Raw genomic sequence first — 17,356 nt, 5'->3', positions numbered from 1 at the left:
GTTATACGATTCCTTCTTTTAAAATGTCATGTAAATGTAATATGCCTTTGTATGTTCCGTTGTCGGAAACTATTAATTGTGTAATAGAAAAATCTTCAAGAATATTTAAAGCGTCTACAGCCATTGTTTCTGATGTTACTAATTTTGGATTTTTTGACATTATATCTTTTGCAGTCAAATCAGCGATAGAATCTCTGTCATTTAGCATTCTTCTAATGTCTCCATCGGTAATGATTCCGATTATTTTGTCATTTTCTATAACAGCGGTTACACCTAATCTTTTTTCAGAAATTTCGAAAATTACTTTTTTAACAGAAGTATCCGGAGAAACCATTGGTTTTAATGAATTCTCAATCATATCTTTTACGCGAAGTAATAATCTTTTTCCTAAAGCCCCGCCTGGATGGTAAACGGCGAAATCTTCGGGTTTAAAATCACGCATTTCCATTAAAGAAACCGCCAAAGCATCTCCCATAACTAATTGTGCTGTGGTGCTGTTTGTTGGTGCGAGATTGATTGGACATGCTTCCATATCAACAGTTGTATTTAAAACATAGTCAGAACCTTTGGCTAAAAATGAAGTTACATTTCCGGTCATTCCAATTAAAATGTTTCCAAAACGTTTCAATAATGGAACTAAAACCTTGATTTCAGGGCTATTTCCGCTTTTTGAAATGCAGATTATGACATCTTCATTTTGTATCATTCCTAAATCACCATGAATGGCTTCTGAAGCGTGGAGAAACATAGAAGGGGTTCCCGTTGAATTAAAAGTAGCGACCATTTTCTGAGCAATAATGGCACTTTTTCCAATGCCTGTAACAATTAATCTTCCTTTCGTTTCATAAATGCGTTGTGCAGCTTCGTAAAAATTTTCATCCAGATAATCAATTAGTTTTGTAATTGCCTCACTTTCAGAGAGTATTGTTTTTTTTGCGATAGCTAAAATATTTTCTTTTGTAATCAAAACAGGAAAGTTAAAATTTGTGAGTGTGAAAGAAATTTGTATCTTTATAATGCAAATTTATACAAAATACCATTAATATAAAGAATGAATTCAAACGAAATTGAAATACATAAGGAATTAAAGAAGTATTTCGGCTTTAGCCAATTTAAGGGTTTGCAGGAGCAAGTCATTACGAGTATTTTAAATAAAAAAAATACTTTCGTAATTATGCCAACTGGTGGCGGTAAATCTCTTTGTTATCAATTGCCTGCTTTAATTCAGGATGGAACAGCTATCGTTGTTTCGCCTTTAATTGCTTTAATGAAAAACCAGGTTGATGCCATTCGAAGTCTTTCTTCTGAAAATGGTATTGCCCATGTATTGAATTCCTCTCTTACAAAAACTGAAATTGCTCAGGTAAAAACAGATATTACTTCCGGTTTAACCAAACTTTTGTATGTAGCGCCCGAATCTTTGACAAAAGAAGAATATGTGGCTTTTTTGCAAAGTGTGCCTATTTCATTTGTAGCAATAGATGAAGCCCATTGTATCTCTGAGTGGGGACATGATTTCAGACCTGAATACAGAAATTTAAAAAATATAATTAAGCAGTTAGGACAAGTGCCAATTATTGGACTTACAGCTACAGCAACTCCAAAGGTTCAGGAAGATATTCTTAAAAATCTGGACATGTCTGATGCAAATACTTTTAAAGCATCATTCAACAGACCTAATTTATACTATGAAGTTCGTACGAAAACCAAAAATATAGAGTCTGATATTATTCGATTTATCAAACAACACAAAGGAAAATCAGGTATTATTTATTGTTTAAGCCGAAAAAAGGTAGAAACGATTGCTGAAGTTTTACAAGTAAATGGAATTAGCGCCGTTCCTTATCATGCTGGTTTAGATGCTAAAACAAGAGCAAAACATCAGGATATGTTTTTGATGGAAGACGTTGATGTGGTAGTAGCTACAATTGCATTCGGAATGGGAATTGATAAACCGGACGTTAGATTTGTAATTCATCACGATATTCCAAAATCACTCGAAAGTTATTATCAGGAAACAGGTCGTGCAGGCCGTGATGGAGGAGAAGGACATTGTTTGGCGTACTACTCCTATAAAGATGTTGAGAAATTAGAAAAATTCATGTCTGGTAAACCGGTGGCTGAGCAGGAAATTGGTTTTGCTTTATTGCAGGAGGTTGTGGCTTACGCCGAAACTTCTATATCACGAAGAAAATTCCTGTTGCATTATTTTGGCGAAGAATTCCCGGATGATGGTGATGGAGCAGATATGGATGACAACGTTCGTAATCCTAAAACAAGAATTGAGGCACAAGATCAAGTTGTTAAATTGTTAGAGATTGTTCGCGATACCAAGCATATTTATAAATCAAAAGAAATTGTGTTTACATTAATTGGCCGTATAAATGCTGTAATTAAAGCACATAAAACTGATACACAGTCCTTTTTTGGTTCAGGGTCTGATCATGATGAAAAATACTGGATGGCATTGTTAAGACAAGTTCTGGTAGCGGGTTATTTATCTAAGGATATTGAAACCTATGGTGTAGTGAAGATTACCCAAAGCGGATTGGATTTTATTAAAAAACCCGTTTCGTTTATGATGTCTGAGGATCATGAATATAATGAAGCAGAAGATGATGCCATAGTTACCGCAGCAAAATCATCAGGAACAGCAGACGAAGTTTTGATGACGATGTTACGTGAGCTCCGTAAAAAAGTAGCTAAAAAACTGGGAGTTCCTCCATTTGTTGTTTTTCAGGATCCTTCTCTTGAAGATATGGCGTTAAAATACCCTGTGACTTTAACGGAATTGTATAATATTCACGGAGTTGGAGAAGGAAAAGCCAAGAAATATGGTAGCGAATTTGTAGCCTTAATTAATCGTTATGTAGAGGATAATGATATTATTCGTCCAGATGATTTAGTAGTAAAATCTACCGGAGTAAACTCGGCTAATAAATTGTATATTATTCAAAATATTGATCGAAAATTATCATTGAACGATATTGCTTCTGCAAAAGGTCTGACTATGGATACTTTGATTAAAGAAATGGAGCAAATTGTGTATTCCGGTACAAAACTTAATATTAAATATTGGGTTGATGATATGCTCGATGATGATCAGCAGGAAGAAATTCACGATTATTTTATGGAATCAGAATCTGATAAAATCGAAGATGCCCTTAAAGAATTCGATGGAGAATACGATATCGATGAATTACGCTTGATGCGAATTAAATTTATTAGCGAAGTAGCTAATTAGCGTTAAACTCCAAAATTCAGAATATTAAATTTAAATTCCAAATTCTAATTGCTTCATTAGCTTGGAATTTGGAATTTTTTATTGGAATTTACTCCGTGTAAACTTCCCCACGATGCGGTTTCAAAGCATCACGAACATGAATCATATTTTCATCTGTGACAACCATAAAAGCGATTGCCTGCATGTCATTTATAATTTTAAAACCCGTAATATTCAACGGAAGTTTTTCTATGACAATATATTCTTTTAAATGAATTTCATGATGCTCAGCTGTTTTTGCCGATGCCGGACCACGAAAATCCCAAATTAATTTTATTTTTCTGGACATTATTTATAGGTACAAAGTTTCAAAGTAGCAAAGGTACAAAGTCTCGGTTCAAAATGTTATTTTTGCATGTTCTTTTCATAAATAGAAAAGCTAATTGATAAATAAAATACAATGCCAAGAGAACTTTTACTTCAGGTAACGCCGGAAATAGCTTCAAACGAAATGTTGTTGCGCGACTATTTGTCTAAACAAATAAAGGTTTCTCCTAAAGAAATTCAGCATATTTCTATTCTGAAAAAATCAATTGATGCACGCCAAAAAGCGATAAAAATCAATTTGAAAGTGCTCATTTATGTGCAGGGAGAGCTTTTTCAGGAAACCAAAATCGAATTACCAGTATATAAAGATGTTTCTAAAGCGCAGGAAGTAATTGTTGTTGGAGCCGGCCCGGCCGGTCTTTTTGCCGCATTGCAATTAATTGAATTAGGCTTAAAGCCGATTGTAATTGAACGTGGAAAAGACATACGCGGGCGCCGTCGTGATTTAAAAGCAATCAACGTAGATCATTTGGTTAATGAAGACTCTAATTATTGTTTTGGTGAAGGAGGGGCAGGAACCTATTCTGATGGAAAATTATATACACGATCTAAAAAACGCGGTGATGTAACCAGAATTTTAGAACTCTTGGTGGCTTTTGGTGCTTCAGATGATATTTTGATTGAAGCACATCCGCATATCGGGACAAATAAACTACCCAAAATCATTGAAGACATTCGGAATAAAATCATCGAATTTGGTGGTCAGGTTTTGTTTGATACACGAGTAACTGATATTTTGGTGAAAAATAATGAAGTGGAAGGAATTGTAACTCAAAAAGGGGATACCATTTTTGCAAATAAATTGATTTTAGCAACGGGACATTCGGCTCGGGATATTTTTGAGTTATTAGACAGAAAGAAAATTTTTATTGAAGCCAAGCCTTTTGCTTTAGGAGTTCGTGCAGAGCATTCACAAGAATTAATAGATAGTATTCAGTATACCTGTGATTATCGTGGCGAACATTTACCGCCGGCACCATATTCTATAGTAAAGCAGGTCAACGGACGTGGAATGTATTCCTTTTGCATGTGTCCGGGTGGAGTAATTGCACCTTGCGCAACGAGTCCGGGAGAAGTGGTTACAAATGGCTGGTCACCATCAAAAAGAGATCAGGCAACAGCAAATTCAGGGATTGTAATCGAATTGAAATTGGAAGATTTCAAGCCTTATGCAAAATTTGGAGCTTTGGCCGGAATAGAATTTCAGAAAAGTATCGAACAAAAAGCATGGTATTTAGCGGGAGAAACTCAAAAAGTACCGGCACAGCGAATGGTCGATTTTACCCAAAATAAAGTTTCAGCAGATATTCCGAAAACATCATATGTTCCGGGAACAACTTCGGTTGAAATGGGACAGGTTTTCCCCGGATTTTTATCGCAGATTTTGCGTGAAGGCTTTAAGGAATTCGGAAAATCAATGCGCGGTTATTTAACAAACGAAGCGATTTTACATGCACCGGAAAGCAGAACTTCATCGCCAGTCAGAATTCCAAGAGATCCTATAACTTACGAACATTTGCAAATAAAAGGATTGTATCCTTGTGGAGAAGGTGCGGGTTATGCAGGCGGCATTATTTCTGCTGCGATTGACGGCGAAAAATGTGCTTTAATGATTGCTGAAACTTTAAAATAATATATCAGAATGAAAGACTTTTTTTTAAATTTCTTTGGTAGAAATAACGACCCAAAATCCATCGTATCTTTTGATGTTATTGATGCTATTTATACTTATTTATATAATGAGGAGAATAGATTTGAATTTAAAATGAAAGGAATTCACGATAAGGTTTCTGTGAGTTTATACTCTTTCCCAACTTCATTTGATTATGAAGAAGCACAAAATGAAATTAAAAAAGCAGGTTTTAAAAATGCTTACGAAGTTTTGAATGAATTGTATAAAAAGATTAATATAGGACCTGTTTCTCAAGAGCAAATGCTTGAAGAATTAGAATACGATTATATACATATTCAGTTTTATACGGTACCAACTCCGGAAATGAAAAAGTACCTGAAACACGTTTTGCATAATTTCGTCATATTCTTTTGTTGTACGGATAGTTTGGAAACTAATGATTTTAGAATTTTGTACAATCATAATTTTTTTATGGATTATACAAAAGCAATTTTAGATACAGAATATATTGATATTAATAATCCTAAAAATGAGATTCAAACAATTGGATTTAAGGAATTTGAAAGAGTTTTGCAGGGTATTTGCCAATATTTAAAAATAGAATTACCTCAAGGTATTCAATTGCCATCGCAAGAGGGTTTGCTGCCTCACGATATTGAGGTTACTCAGGGAACTTTCGAAGAATTCATTAATTTGGTTTCCAGAGGAAATGTAGAGGAAAAGTTGGTTCAAAAACAATCAAAAAAGCTTTTGAAGAATTTTAAAAAAGAATCAAAAGAATATCACGAGATAATTGAAGGTCATTTTGTTTTATTTGAAAACGTAGATTCTTGGGACAGTGATTGGAAATTTGATCCCGAAGATGCAGAATATTTTATCTCAGAAATGATTGGCCAGGACCTTAATTTCGTATATCCGGAAGAGACTTACAGTCACAATTTATTTCCTTATATTCAGTCAGCTTTAGAAAAATTAGGTTTTGAATTAATGACTTATGATACATTAGGCGATAGTTATATGTTTTTTGTAGTAAATAAAAAAGATGTAAACAGAATATTAGAATTGTCATCATTAACTAGTATTCCAATTGATAAGTTAGCATGACAATTTTTTAAAACGAAGTTGGCAAGATTACAAAGTTGAGTTCGTTGCTTTATGCTGACTGTTTTTATGTAATCTTCATTTGTGGGTCAAATTTTTATTAATTCTAAGTTTTTTTAGGGTAAAAAACACTCTTTATCATTTTTTTGTCTGTAATTACTTTGTAATAGACTTTTTTATTATATAACTGACTTTAAAAGATATTTAAAGTTTGAAGTTTTTATTAAGTATTTTTTACTTATTTTCTAAGAATAGAGTTTAATTGTTGTTTTTAAGCTACATTTTTTATTAATTCAAAAAAAATTCAAAAAAAATATAGTGAAATTAAAAAAAAAGCTAATTTTATGCAATCGATTACATGTAAACATCATTAAATTAGTGTTATTGAAAATCAATTATTTACATTTTTAATCCTAAACTAACCAAAAATGAAAAAAATTAGAACTTATCTTTTATTATTACTCACAAGTACTACTTTTATAATTCATGCTCAAAAAGTGCCAAAAATAGATTTGACTCCATGGAAACTGACTATTCCCGAAGGTACTGTAACAACATATAAAGCTCCAAAACTTTTAGCTTATAGTGAGAATTTAGAAATCCAGAAATTTATGTTTAATGATTTGTCTGACAGATCATTGGTTTTTTATGTTTATCCATCTATAAAATCTAAAAGATCTTTTAATAAAACAGAATTAAAAGAGCAAAATTCGTTTGGTGGTGATGCCGGTTGGACTTTTAAAGGTGGCGCAAAACTAAAAGCGGTTGTAAGAATGGGAGATATTTCTAAAAAGAATGATGTTAATCCTCGGGTTATTTTTGTTCAGATTGGAGGCAGGTTAAAAGAAGATCAGGTTAATTTAATAGGTGCGAAAGACAAAACTGCACCATCGATTTTAAAAGTTTTTTGGGATAATGGATATATAAAATTGAGATCAAAAAGAATTGCAGATCCTTCTATTTCCGGAAATGATTTATTGAAAGAAGACTCTTGGATTGATGACGATGGTTATACATTTAAAAATAAAGTAGGTTTTGATAAATTTACTTTACAAATTGAAATTACTGACGGAAAGATGGAAGTTAGTGTTAACGGTGATGATAAGGTGTATTCCGGAGACAATTATAAGCAATGGGGAGTGTTTGATAATTACTTTACCGTTGGATGTAATCTTCAGGGCGATGAAACCGGAGCATATGCGAATGTAAAATTTTATTCATTAGAAGTTTCACACTAAATAAAATAATGTTATAAGTATAACACGAAAATAAATATTTAAAAAGTCTGTAACACCTAAGTGTTACAGACTTTTTCTTTTAGGGCTTTGAAAATACATATTTTGTTGATTTCTTTTAACTCAGTTTTGAAGCTTGCGTTATATTTTTTTTAAATTATATTTTAGGAAATTTCATTTCATTGAACATGCTTTTTTGTTTGGACAAAGCTTCAATTTCGTTCCATTTTCGTGGAGAATCAATTGATAGGTTCTCGTATGAATCTTTTTTAATTAAAATGTCATCTTCAATACGAACACCGATATTCCACCATTTTTTATCGCATTTACTGTTTGCCGGAATATAGATTCCAGGTTCAACTGTCAGAATCATATTTTCTTTTAAGTTGCCTCCGTAATTTCCTTTGTCATGGACATCCAGACCAAGAAAATGCGAACATCCGTGCGGATAATAAATTCTGGAATCTTGGGAATCTGTGATGATTCCAAGCTTAATTAATCCTGCTGTAATCACTTCTCTTGATTTTGTATTTAAATCCTGAATGCGGGTTCCTTCCTTACAGATTTTAAAAACTTCTTCCTGTGCATCATAAACCAATTGATAAATGGCTTTTTGCTCTTCGGTAAATTTTCCATTTGCCGGAATTGTTCTGGTAACATCGGCAGAATAACCATGGTACTCAGAGCCTACATCCATTAATAGCAACTGATTGTTCATTTTTGTACTGTTGTTTTCGCCATAATGTAAAATACAGCCGTTTGCTCCAACACCAATTATTGGAGGATAACCCTCACCTTCGGCACCATATTTTCTATGAATATAGGCATGAATTCCGTCAGCTTCATTTTCGCTCATGTCCGGGCCAATAGCTTTCATTACTTCGTTGTGGGCGATGCAGGAAAGTTTAACAGTTTTACGCATTAAATCCATTTCTTCGGGAGTTTTGATTTCGCGAAGTGAATTTGTAATGTCTGCAAATTTAGCTAATGAAGTTTTGTCTTCTGTTGTTATAGCAGCTTTGGTTTTGAACGTTTGTAGCAAACCAAATAAATCAAAACCACTTTTGTTATCTTCGATGTCAATTGGGATTTTGTCATAAATTATTTTATCGAATTTTTTAAAATCGACAGCGAAATCCTTAAAATCTTTTCCGTTGTAAACTGTAGAAATACCCAATTTGAATTTACTTCCTTCAATACCAAGACGTCTTCCTGTCCATATTTCCCGGGCAGCATTTCTTTCTCTGACAAATAGTACTTCGTTATAAGTTTCACCTGTTCCTTGTGCTTCTTTAAAAATCAATAATACAGCATCAGGTTCTTTGTAGCCCGTTAAATAATATAAATCTGGATTTTGATGAAAATTGTAATTAACATCATTAGAAAAAACTCTTTCAGGATAAGAAAAAACTACGGCAACTGAATTAGCAGGCATAAGATTTCTAAAAGCTTCACGACGACCTTTATGAAATTCCTTTGAAAGATAATCTGTTGGTAAATTTTCCTGAGAGTGGACTTGGGAAACAGTAATTAGGAATGAAAAAAATAGAAGTAAATGCTTCATTTTTTAGGTGATTTTGTTGATGATTTTGATTTTATAGCAAATGCAATTTACAAAAAAAAAGTGCTTTTTTTTGAATAAAAAACCGCCCTTTTTCATGAGCGGCTACCTATTGAATTAATAATTATTTCTTTTTTAATTTGTCTTTAAAAACTTTTTCAAATTTTTCTATTTTGGGCTGGATTACCATTTTGCAATATGGTTGGTTTTTGTTGTTTGAATAATAATTCTGATGATAATCCTCAGCTTTGTAAAACTTTATAAGCGGTTCTGTTTTTGTTACAATTGGGCTATCATAAACTTTTGCTTTGTTAAGTTCAGTTATAATATTTTCTGCAGCTTTTTTTTGTTCCGCATTTTTATAAAAAATTACAGAGCGATATTGTGTGCCTACGTCAGCACCTTGTCTGTTTAATGTAGTAGGATCATGAACCGTAAAGAAAACTTTGAAAATTTCATAAATATCTGTCACATTTTTATCATAAGTAACTTGTACAACTTCAGCGTGACCGGTTCTTCCGGTACAAACTTCCTCATAAGTAGGGTTGGCAATCTTCCCTCCTGAAAATCCGGAAACAACAGATTTTACTCCGTTTAAATTTTCATAAACTGCTTCAACACACCAATAGCATCCCCCTCCAAGTGTAATGGTTTCTAAATTTGAAGTTTTTTTAGCCTTATTATCTTGGGCAAACCCATTTAGGCATAATGCAAAAACGAGTATTAAAAATATATTTTTCATAATTGATTATTTAGTGTCCGGGATAAAATCAAGGGCAATCGAATTCATGCAATAACGTTTTCCGGTAGGAGCAGGGCCGTCATCAAATAAATGCCCCAAATGTCCGCCGCATCTTCCACAGAGTGCTTCGATTCTTTCCATTCCGAGTGAGTTGTCATTTTTGTAAATTACACTTTTTTTATTGTCCTGTTCAAAGAAACTTGGCCATCCGCAGCTGCTGGCAAATTTTGCCCCGGATCTGAAAAGCTTATTTCCACATGAAGCGCAATAGTAAGTTCCCTTTTCATCAGTATTCCAATATTTTCCGGTAAAAGGTCTTTCTGTATCTGCCTGACGCATTACAGCATAAACGTCTTCGGGAAGTACTTTTTTCCATTCGGCGTCAGTTATGTTTAGCTTTGTAGTGTCGGTATTTGAATAATATGGATTTCCGGGTTTACTGATTTTATTTTCCATAATAATTGTTTTTGTATTTGTTTTTTTTGTGTTTTGTCCACAGGCTTGAAAAATAAAGAGTGGAATTAAAAAGCAAAGGCTTAAAAGCTGTTTTTTTATTTTAATAATTTTCATGTGATTTAATTTAGTATTTCAAAGGTACGGAGAGAGTTTGTTTCGAAACGTTGTGCACTTTAGAATTGAGATTTTTTTAAGTATGATTTAACTTTTTATTATTTACGTAAAACAAATGTATTAAGTTTTATGCCTTGTTTTTTAAAGGTTTTTGTAAAATAAATAGCGTTCAATTTTCTGATAATTAACTTGTTGTTGTTTTTTTGCTCGTTAAACTTTTCACAATCTCTTCTGAGATTTTCAAGCCATTTCTTTTTTCGTATTTTTGTTATATCAATATACCTTATGACGGAAGAAAACGTAATACTAGTTAATCAAAATGATGAGCAAATTGGCTTAATGCCAAAATTAGAAGCACACGAAAAAGCTCTTTTACATCGCGCTTTTTCAGTTTTTATTTTAAACAGTAAAAATGAAATCATGCTCCAGCAGCGGGCACATCAAAAATATCATTCTCCTTTACTTTGGACTAATACCTGTTGCAGCCATCAGCGTGAAGGTGAATCAAATATAGAAGCCGGCAGCCGAAGATTATTTGAAGAAATGGGTTTTAGAACCGAATTGAAAGAGTTGTTTCATTTTATATACAAAGCACCTTTTGATAATGGTTTAACAGAACATGAACTTGATCACGTAATGATTGGGTATTATAGCGAAAACCCGGCTATAAACTTTGATGAGGTTGAAGATTGGAAATGGATGAAAATAGAAGATGTAAAAACTGACATTCAAAGACAACCGGAAATTTATACCGTTTGGTTCAAAATAATTTTTGATGAATTTTATCATTATTTGGAGGATCATACAATTTAAACCATACTAACCAAGCCCACATGAAAGTAACCATATCAAGAAAAGCACATTTTAATGCTGCACATCGATTGCATAGGAAAGATTGGACATCAGAAGAAAACGATGCTGTTTTTGGAAAATGTAATAATCCTAATTTTCATGGTCATAATTATGGTTTAACAGTAAGTGTTACAGGAAAAATTGACCCCGAAACCGGTTTTGTTTTAGATGTGAAAGTATTAGCGGATATTATACTTGAAGAAGTAGAGATTCCGTTTGATCACAAAAATTTGAATCTGGATGTTCCGGAATTTAAGGATTTGAATCCAACAGCTGAAAATATTGCTGTTGTGATATGGAATAAAATTAGAAAAAGAATTCAACCTGATTTTGATTTAGAAATCGTTTTGAATGAAACGGACCGCAATTTTGTAACTTATAAAGGAGAACAATAAAATGTCATTAAAAATAGGAGATATAGTTCCAAATTTTACTGCAAAGGATAGCCACGGAGAAGTTTTTGAAAGCCAAAGTGTTTTGGGTCGAAAGCCACTCGTGATTTATTTTTACCCAAAAGACAACACACCCGGATGTACTACTGAAGCCTGTAGTTTTAGAGATCAATACGAAGATTTTAAAGATCTTGGAGCAGAAGTTATTGGTATAAGCAGTGACAGTGTGAAATCACATCATAAATTTGCCAATAAACATCAATTACCTTTTATACTATTATCAGATCAGGATAAAAAATTAAGACACCTTTTTGGCGTTCATAATAATTTATTTGGTCTTTTGCCGGGAAGAGTGACTTATATTATAGATAGGAATGGAGTTGTTATTTTGATTTTTGATAGTATAAATGCTGCAAAACATATTCCGAAAGCACTTGAAACAATTAAAGAATTAGTACTTTAAATTTAAAAAATAGTATTACATCGACATTAAAATAATAAAGATATTAGCCATTAAAAAACTATGAATCCAAAAACGTACCCTTTGCAATTTGCCCCAATATTAAAAGAAAGAATCTGGGGAGGAGAAAAACTAAAAACAATTCTTAATAAACCTATTACTTCAAATATTACCGGGGAGAGCTGGGAATTATCTACTGTAGAAGGAGATGTAAGTGTTGTGGCTAATGGAGTTTTGAAAGGAAAATCATTGATGGAGCTTATTGATGAAAGTCCAAATGAAATTTTGGGAACGAAAGTTTACGAACGTTTTGGAAAGCAATTTCCACTGCTTTTTAAATACTTAGATGCCCGTGAAGATCTTTCAATTCAGGTGCATCCAAACGATAAATTAGCAAAAGAACGACATAATTCTTTTGGTAAAACCGAAATGTGGTATGTAATGCAGGCAGATGCTGATGCGAGAATAATTGTTGGATTTAAAGAAGATTCAAGCAAAGAAGAATATTTAAAACATTTGAATGATAAAACCTTAGTTTCGATTTTAGATGATGTAAAAGCAAAACCGGGAGATGTTTTCTTTTTAGAAACAGGAACAGTTCATGCTATTGGCGCTGGTTTAGTAGTGGCAGAAATTCAGCAGACTTCTGATATTACGTATCGTCTGTACGACTTTGATCGTAAAGACGCACAAGGAAATACAAGAGAACTTCATGTAGATTTAGCACTTGATGCTATAAACTATAATAAAGTTGAAACACAGAAGAAGTATGAGACAAAAACCAACACATCAAATGTAGTAGTAGATTGTCCTTATTTTACAACCAATTTTATTCCGTTGGAAAATAAGGTTGAAGTTTCTAAATCCGGAGAAACTTTTACAGTTTATATGTGTATTGAGGGAAGCTTTGAAATTGAATATAATGGTTTTAAACAATCCTACATAAAAGGAGATACTGTTTTGGTTCCTGCTGAGATAAATGCATTTATTTTGACTGGAAAAGCTTCAATTTTAGAAATTTACATTTCATAGCACGTTATAAAAAGATTATATGTACTTTTGCAGTCGCAAATTAAAATTAAAATAAAAATGGCAAACGTTAAAAATTTAAAGAAAGACATCAACTTCGTATTAGGAGATATTATTGAGGCAATTTACTTATTTGAAATGTCTACAACAGGAAATCCCACTCCGGAAACGAATGCTTTGATCGATCAGGCTATCGCTGCTTTTGATACTTTGATCACAAAAGTGAATGCAAAGAACGTTGAAAACAAAAAAGCACACTTCAAACAAATCAATGTAGAATTGGAAGAAACTGCTAATCAATTGATTGCTAAAATCAACGAATTGTAAGCAAAAAAAAGTATAAAAAAAGTGCAAATTTATTTTGGAAAAACGAAAAACCAACTTATATTTGCACCCGTAATGAGTCGCCAGCGTAGCTCAGTTGGCTAGAGCAGCTGATTTGTAATCAGCAGGTCGTGGGTTCGAGTCCCTCCGCCGGCTCAGATTTTAAACCATCACTTTAGTGATGGTTTTTTTTTTTTGGAGTAAACTTTAAAAATATGTTTTTAAAGTTTTAAATTTCAGGATTTTTAAATCCTGAAAAATACAAATATTACCCTAAACGGATTTATGATTTCTATTTTTATAAAAAAAAACATCCTGAATTTTCAGGATGTTTTTAGTTTATATGGAAATTGTATTTTTTGTCTTTCTAATGTGCCTCCAACCAATCTTTACCCAAACCTAATTCAACATCTAATGGAACGGTCATGATAAAAGCATTTTCCATTTCGTGTTTAATCATAGGCTGGATTTTCTCTAGTTCATCGTTGTGTACATCAAACACAAGCTCATCATGTACCTGAAGCAGCATTTTAGACTTCCAGTTTTCTTCTTTTAGTTTTTTGTGAATGTTGATCATCGCAATTTTAATCACATCGGCTGCACTTCCCTGGATTGGAGCATTTACGGCATTTCGTTCAGCAGCACTTCGAACAACTGCATTTGCTGAATTGATATCTTTTAAATAACGACGACGGCCTAAAATAGTCTGTACATATCCTTTTTCGCGGGCAAACTCAATTTGTTCCTGAATATAAGATTTTAATCTTGGATATGTTTTATAGTAAGCTTCAATTAAAGAAGCACTTTCGCTGCGGGATAAGGAAGTTTGATTACTCAATCCGAAAGCCGAAACGCCGTATATAATTCCGAAATTTACGGTTTTGGCATTGCTTCTTTGTTCACGGGAAACTTCATCCAAAGGAACATTAAAAACTTTTGCAGCAGTTGCTCTGTGAATGTCTTCCCCATCCTGAAAAGCTTTAATCATATTTTCTTCACCGCTTAAAGCAGCAATGATTCGCAATTCAATTTGCGAGTAATCGGCAGATATTAAAGTATGATTTTCATCACGGGCAACAAATGCTTTACGAATCTGACGGCCTCTTTCGGTACGAATCGGAATATTCTGCAAGTTCGGATTGTTAGAACTCAAGCGGCCAGTTGCTGCAACAGTTTGCATATAATCGGTATGTACTCTCAGTGTTTTTTTATCTACTTGTTCCGGTAAAGCCAAAATATAAGTGCTTTGCAATTTTACCATTTGACGCCAATCCAGAATCTCTTTTACAATTGGATTGTCATTGGCTAAATAAGTCAAAACCTCTTCGCCGGTTGCATATTGACCTGTTTTGGTTTTCTTTTGTTTAACACCGCCAATTTTCATTTTATCAAATAAGATATCTCCTAATTGTTTCGGAGAAGCCAAATTGAATTTCTCTCCGGCAGTTTCGTAAATTTTTTGTTCTAAAGATTTAATCTCAACATCCATTTCTTTAGACATTGCACTTAAAAATTCAACATCTAAACGAATTCCCTCCGTTTCCATGTCAGCTAAAACACTGACCAACGGAATTTCGATTTCATCAAATAACTTTTTAGTTTCGGTTTTATCCAGTTCAGAAGTAAAAATTTCCTTTAATTGAAAAGTTACATCAGCATCTTCAGCAGCGTATTCCTTAATTTCTTCAAGAGCAACATCACGCATTGAGATTTGATTTTTGCCCTTTTTACCAATTAATGTTTCAATTGATTTTGGAGAATATTTCAAATATGTTTCTGCCAAAATATCCATATTATGACGCATATCCGGGTTAATCAGGTAATGCGCAATCATAGTATCAAAAAGTTTTCCTTTTACAGTAACTCCGTAATTAGATAAAATTTTCAAATCATATTTTAAGTTCTGACCTATTTTTTCAATGTTTTCATTTTCAAAAAAAGGAACAAATTTATCTATTAAAATTTGAGCCTCTTCCTGACTTTCAGGAAACGGAACATAAAATCCCTTTCCTTTTTCATAAGAAAAAGAAATCCCAACCAATTCAGCGTTTAAAGCATCTAAACCAGTGGTTTCGGTATCAAAACAAACCGAAGTCTGGTTTTGTAAATTCTGTAAAAGCAATTTTATTCCTAAATCACCTTGTATGGTCTGATAAGAGTGAGGTGTGTTCTCTAAAGTGTTATAAAAAGATGTTCTCCCCATTTCCGGGTTTTCATCGGTAGTTGCACTTCCAAAAAGATCAAACTGATCTTCGTTTTTGGGCTGTGGCTTTTTGTATAATTTAGCGTCTGGACTAGCAGAAGATGCTAATTCATTTCCTCCGCCAATTTTAAAAAGATTATCAAATTGCTCTGCCATTCTTCTGAATTCCAGTTCCTGAAAAATAGCATCTGTTTTTTCAATATCAGGACGTGTCAGCTCATAATCAGCTTCATTGAAAACAACATCACAATCTATAATGATAGTAGCCAGTTTTTTAGAAAGTAATCCTTTCTCTTTATTGGCTTCGATATTTTCTTTCATTTTTCCTTTTAGCAAATGTGTATTTGCTAAAAGATTTTCCATGGTACCAAATTCTTTTAGGAATTTCTTAGCGGTAACTTCTCCAACCCCCGGTAATCCCGGAATATTATCGACAGCATCACCCATCATTCCAAGAAAATCTATTACTTGTTCAGGTCTTTCAATTTCAAATTTGGCCAAAACTTCAGGAACGCCCCAAATTTCTATTCCGTTACCCATTCGAGCAGGTTTGTACATGAAAATATTTTCAGAAACCAATTGAGCGAAATCTTTATCAGGTGTAACCATATAGACTTTGTAGTTTTCTTTTTCGGCCTGTTTTGCAATTGTACCGATCAAATCATCGGCCTCACAACCATTTGCTTCAATAATTGGAATATGCATTGCATTTAATAAATCCTGAATGTACGGAATTGCAATTTTTATAGCTTCTGGCGTAGCATCACGGTTTGCTTTATATTCAGTATACATTTCTGTTCGTACATGACTTCCTCCTTTATCAAAAGCAACTGCCAAATGATCTGGTTTTTCTCTTTTGATAACATCCAGAAGCGAGTTCATAAAACCCATAATTGCAGATGTATCCATTCCTTTGGAATTAATTCTTGGGTTTTTTATAAAGGCATAATAACCACGGAATATTAATGCATAGGCATCAAGAAGAAAAAGACGTTTTTGAGTTGACATAAAAAAAATATTAGTCTGTAAAAATAATCAATTGGCTTTTAAAAACTATTCCCTTCTGAAAATTAATATAAACATATGTAGAGACGCACAGCAGTGCGTCTTTATTACCGGCATTGTAATACATATTGATATCAAATCGTTAATGTCGAGTTAAAATTTTCAGGTTCAATTCTATCTTCATTTTGCCTTCATTTTACAGGAGTACATTTGATTATAATTAAAAGGTTATTAATTTAAATCAATAGAAATCATGAGAAATTTTTTGATGTTACTCGTAGCAGTTTTAGGAACTACAGCAATGGTAAATGCATTTCCTGCTGTAAAAGTTGGTCCCGCAAAAGAAGTGAAAATCATTCCGGCAAAAGAAGTTAAAGCCACAAAACATCCTAAACACAAATCTGAGAAAAAAGCAAAATCTGAGAAAAAAGAAGCTGCAAAATCAGAGGCATCTACTGTAAAAAAATAATAGTTGTTTTTGTTTTGCTTTTAAAAAATTATAAGAGGAGCAAAACAGAAGGGATAATTATGGAGAAAGCTGATAAAGAAATTTGTCAGCTTTTTTTTTGATTCGTTAATTTTTTAATAATAGATAACATAGCTTTTTATAATTGATTATTTTTAGTTGTGTTTAAACGA

At 33.0% G+C, this 17,356-nt stretch carries 16 protein-coding genes and 1 tRNA gene; 11 read left to right on the top strand and 6 right to left on the bottom strand.

Features of this window, described 5'->3' with window-relative positions; genetic code table 11:
- Position 1: 1 nt before the first annotated feature.
- The gene (locus ACEN92_RS11235) at positions 2 to 967 is read right to left on the bottom strand and encodes a KpsF/GutQ family sugar-phosphate isomerase (RefSeq protein WP_495638478.1); all 966 of its coding nucleotides are present in this window, start codon (positions 965 to 967) and stop codon (positions 2 to 4) included.
- 84 nt (positions 968 to 1,051) lie between these two features.
- On the opposite strand from ACEN92_RS11235, the gene recQ reads away from it, so the two are divergent.
- Positions 1,052 to 3,244 (top strand): DNA helicase RecQ, encoded by a 2,193-nt coding sequence (gene recQ, locus ACEN92_RS11230; RefSeq protein WP_495638477.1) that lies wholly within the window; start codon positions 1,052 to 1,054, stop codon positions 3,242 to 3,244.
- Positions 3,245 to 3,332: 88 nt separating this feature from the next.
- Here the strand turns inward: recQ and ACEN92_RS11225 are convergent, their stop codons facing one another.
- Positions 3,333 to 3,572, bottom strand: a complete 240-nt coding sequence (locus tag ACEN92_RS11225; RefSeq protein ID WP_495638476.1) for a hypothetical protein — start codon at positions 3,570 to 3,572, stop codon at positions 3,333 to 3,335.
- A gap of 111 nt (positions 3,573 to 3,683) precedes the next feature.
- Here ACEN92_RS11225 and ACEN92_RS11220 point away from each other — a divergent pair, with 111 nt between their 5' ends.
- The 3 genes from ACEN92_RS11220 to ACEN92_RS11210 all read left to right on the top strand — a co-directional run bounded on the left by ACEN92_RS11220 (position 3,684) and on the right by ACEN92_RS11210 (position 7,582).
- Complete coding sequence (locus tag ACEN92_RS11220) at positions 3,684 to 5,243, top strand: NAD(P)/FAD-dependent oxidoreductase (protein WP_495638475.1); 1,560 nt, start codon at positions 3,684 to 3,686, stop codon at positions 5,241 to 5,243.
- Between the two features lie 9 nt (positions 5,244 to 5,252).
- Entirely contained in the window at positions 5,253 to 6,347 is a 1,095-nt protein-coding gene (locus ACEN92_RS11215) for a DUF6630 family protein (RefSeq protein WP_495638474.1), read from the top strand.
- Positions 6,348 to 6,772: 425 nt separating this feature from the next.
- Positions 6,773 to 7,582 (top strand): polysaccharide lyase family 7 protein, encoded by an 810-nt coding sequence (locus ACEN92_RS11210; RefSeq protein ID WP_495638473.1) that lies wholly within the window; start codon positions 6,773 to 6,775, stop codon positions 7,580 to 7,582.
- A 154-nt stretch (positions 7,583 to 7,736) separates the two neighbouring features.
- Here ACEN92_RS11210 and ACEN92_RS11205 read toward each other — a convergent pair whose 3' ends face one another.
- From ACEN92_RS11205 to msrB, 3 genes are all read right to left on the bottom strand, one after another.
- Complete coding sequence (locus ACEN92_RS11205; protein WP_495638472.1) at positions 7,737 to 9,143, bottom strand: aminopeptidase P N-terminal domain-containing protein; 1,407 nt, start codon at positions 9,141 to 9,143, stop codon at positions 7,737 to 7,739.
- 121 nt (positions 9,144 to 9,264) lie between these two features.
- A complete protein-coding gene (msrA, locus tag ACEN92_RS11200) occupies positions 9,265 to 9,882 on the bottom strand; it encodes a peptide-methionine (S)-S-oxide reductase MsrA (protein WP_495638471.1) in 618 nt (205 codons plus the stop codon).
- Positions 9,883 to 9,888: 6 nt separating this feature from the next.
- On the bottom strand, positions 9,889 to 10,452 hold the full coding sequence (msrB, locus tag ACEN92_RS11195) for a peptide-methionine (R)-S-oxide reductase MsrB (protein WP_495638470.1): 564 nt from the start codon (positions 10,450 to 10,452) through the stop codon (positions 9,889 to 9,891).
- Positions 10,453 to 10,737: 285 nt separating this feature from the next.
- Here msrB and idi point away from each other — a divergent pair, with 285 nt between their 5' ends.
- From idi to ACEN92_RS11165, 6 genes are all read left to right on the top strand, one after another.
- Positions 10,738 to 11,265, top strand: a complete 528-nt coding sequence (gene idi, locus ACEN92_RS11190; RefSeq protein WP_495638469.1) for an isopentenyl-diphosphate Delta-isomerase — start codon at positions 10,738 to 10,740, stop codon at positions 11,263 to 11,265.
- A gap of 20 nt (positions 11,266 to 11,285) precedes the next feature.
- Entirely contained in the window at positions 11,286 to 11,699 is a 414-nt protein-coding gene (locus tag ACEN92_RS11185; RefSeq protein ID WP_495638468.1) for a 6-carboxytetrahydropterin synthase, read from the top strand.
- A 1-nt stretch (position 11,700) separates the two neighbouring features.
- Positions 11,701 to 12,159, top strand: coding sequence for a peroxiredoxin (locus ACEN92_RS11180; RefSeq protein ID WP_495638467.1), 459 nt, complete (start codon positions 11,701 to 11,703; stop codon positions 12,157 to 12,159).
- Positions 12,160 to 12,219: 60 nt separating this feature from the next.
- Entirely contained in the window at positions 12,220 to 13,188 is a 969-nt protein-coding gene (locus ACEN92_RS11175) for a type I phosphomannose isomerase catalytic subunit (RefSeq protein WP_495638466.1), read from the top strand.
- Between the two features lie 57 nt (positions 13,189 to 13,245).
- Complete coding sequence (locus ACEN92_RS11170; protein ID WP_026982865.1) at positions 13,246 to 13,512, top strand: hypothetical protein; 267 nt, start codon at positions 13,246 to 13,248, stop codon at positions 13,510 to 13,512.
- 79 nt (positions 13,513 to 13,591) lie between these two features.
- A tRNA-Thr gene (locus ACEN92_RS11165) sits at positions 13,592 to 13,665 on the top strand.
- 211 nt (positions 13,666 to 13,876) lie between these two features.
- Here ACEN92_RS11165 and polA read toward each other — a convergent pair.
- Positions 13,877 to 16,720, bottom strand: a complete 2,844-nt coding sequence (polA, locus tag ACEN92_RS11160) for a DNA polymerase I (protein WP_495638465.1) — start codon at positions 16,718 to 16,720, stop codon at positions 13,877 to 13,879.
- Positions 16,721 to 16,970: 250 nt separating this feature from the next.
- Between polA and ACEN92_RS11155 the strand changes: the two genes are divergently transcribed.
- Positions 16,971 to 17,186 carry a hypothetical protein gene (locus tag ACEN92_RS11155; protein WP_495638464.1) on the top strand — a complete coding sequence of 72 codons (216 nt, stop codon included), beginning with the start codon at positions 16,971 to 16,973 and terminating at the stop codon, positions 17,184 to 17,186.
- Positions 17,187 to 17,356: the final 170 nt, after the last annotated feature.

It is taken from the genome of Flavobacterium sp. Flavsp81, assembly GCF_059491325.1.
The sequence above is the reverse complement of the archived record's forward strand: the minus strand, read 5'-3'. Positions and strand labels throughout refer to the sequence as shown.

Bases quoted from the DNA above. Each gene is read 5' to 3' on its own strand.
- ACEN92_RS11215 (WP_495638474.1), top strand. From the start codon at position 5,253: ATGAAAGACTTTTTTTTAAATTTCTTTGGTAGAAATAACGACCCAAAA.
- ACEN92_RS11170 (WP_026982865.1), top strand. From the start codon at position 13,246: ATGGCAAACGTTAAAAATTTAAAGAAAGACATCAACTTCGTATTAGGA.
- msrB (WP_495638470.1), bottom strand. From the start codon at position 10,452: ATGAAAATTATTAAAATAAAAAAACAGCTTTTAAGCCTTTGCTTTTTA.
- ACEN92_RS11220 (WP_495638475.1), top strand. From the start codon at position 3,684: ATGCCAAGAGAACTTTTACTTCAGGTAACGCCGGAAATAGCTTCAAAC.
- ACEN92_RS11175 (WP_495638466.1), top strand. From the start codon at position 12,220: ATGAATCCAAAAACGTACCCTTTGCAATTTGCCCCAATATTAAAAGAA.
- ACEN92_RS11185 (WP_495638468.1), top strand. From the start codon at position 11,286: ATGAAAGTAACCATATCAAGAAAAGCACATTTTAATGCTGCACATCGA.
- polA (WP_495638465.1), bottom strand. From the start codon at position 16,720: ATGTCAACTCAAAAACGTCTTTTTCTTCTTGATGCCTATGCATTAATA.
- ACEN92_RS11155 (WP_495638464.1), top strand. From the start codon at position 16,971: ATGAGAAATTTTTTGATGTTACTCGTAGCAGTTTTAGGAACTACAGCA.
- ACEN92_RS11225 (WP_495638476.1), bottom strand. From the start codon at position 3,572: ATGTCCAGAAAAATAAAATTAATTTGGGATTTTCGTGGTCCGGCATCG.
- ACEN92_RS11180 (WP_495638467.1), top strand. From the start codon at position 11,701: ATGTCATTAAAAATAGGAGATATAGTTCCAAATTTTACTGCAAAGGAT.
- idi (WP_495638469.1), top strand. From the start codon at position 10,738: ATGACGGAAGAAAACGTAATACTAGTTAATCAAAATGATGAGCAAATT.
- ACEN92_RS11210 (WP_495638473.1), top strand. From the start codon at position 6,773: ATGAAAAAAATTAGAACTTATCTTTTATTATTACTCACAAGTACTACT.
- msrA (WP_495638471.1), bottom strand. From the start codon at position 9,882: ATGAAAAATATATTTTTAATACTCGTTTTTGCATTATGCCTAAATGGG.
- ACEN92_RS11205 (WP_495638472.1), bottom strand. From the start codon at position 9,143: ATGAAGCATTTACTTCTATTTTTTTCATTCCTAATTACTGTTTCCCAA.
- recQ (WP_495638477.1), top strand. From the start codon at position 1,052: ATGAATTCAAACGAAATTGAAATACATAAGGAATTAAAGAAGTATTTC.